Raw genomic sequence first — 989 nt, 5'->3', positions numbered from 1 at the left:
TTTTTTATTTTGAGGAGGACAACTATGAAACAACTAACATCAGCAGAAATTCGCCAAATGTGGCTAGATTTTTGGCAATCTAAAGGCCATAGTGTGGAGCCAAGTGCTTCATTAGTGCCAGTTCAAGATCCGTCATTATTATGGATTAACTCAGGGGTTGCAACCTTGAAGAAATACTTTGATGGCTCTGTTGTACCTGAAAACCCGCGTATCACCAACTCACAAAAATCAATTCGTACCAACGACATTGAAAATGTTGGTGTGACAGCGCGTCACCATACCTTATTTGAAATGTTAGGGAACTTCTCTATCGGGGACTACTTCAAAGTTGAAGTGATTCCTTGGGCTTGGGAATTCTTAACTGACGAAAAATGGTTGGGATTAGATCCTGAGAAACTATATATGACTTACTACCCAGAGGATACTGAAACAGTTGAATTATGGCGTAAGGCGACTGGTTTATCTGATGACCATTATGTGCCAGTGGAAGATAACTTCTGGGATTTAGGTGCTGGTCCATGTGGTCCGGATACAGAAATTTTCTATGACCGCGGGGTTAAATACCAAGATTTAGAAGATTCTGACCCAGAAATGTACCCAGGCGGGGAAAATGAGCGTTACTTGGAAATCTGGAATATCGTTTTTTCTCAGTTTAACCATATGCCAAACGGCGAATATGTGCCTTTAAAACATAAGAATATTGATACGGGTATGGGGCTAGAGCGTATGACTTCTGTCATCCAAGATGCGCCAACCAACTTTGAAACAGACCTATTCTTACCGATTATTAAAGAAATCGAAACGTTAGGGACAACTGTAAAATACGGTGAAAAACCTGAAACTGATGTTTCTTATAAGGTAATTGCTGACCACGTTCGTGCAGTAACTTTTGCCATTAGTGACCGTGCTTTACCTTCAAATGAAGGCCGTGGCTATATCTTACGTCGTTTAATCCGTCGTGCGATCATGCATGCACGACGTTTAGGTAT

1 protein-coding gene is annotated in these 989 nt (G+C 41.1%); it reads left to right on the top strand.

The genetic code is table 11. The features are described 5' to 3' along the window. Window positions 1-24: 24 nt before the first annotated feature. The coding region (locus ACRCJ0_RS15400; RefSeq protein WP_431388451.1) for an alanine--tRNA ligase-related protein at window positions 25-989 on the top strand (965 nt) is incomplete at its 3' end.

The organism is Aerococcus sp. L_32 (assembly GCF_050689315.1).
The sequence above is the reverse complement of the archived record's forward strand: the minus strand, read 5'-3'. Positions and strand labels throughout refer to the sequence as shown.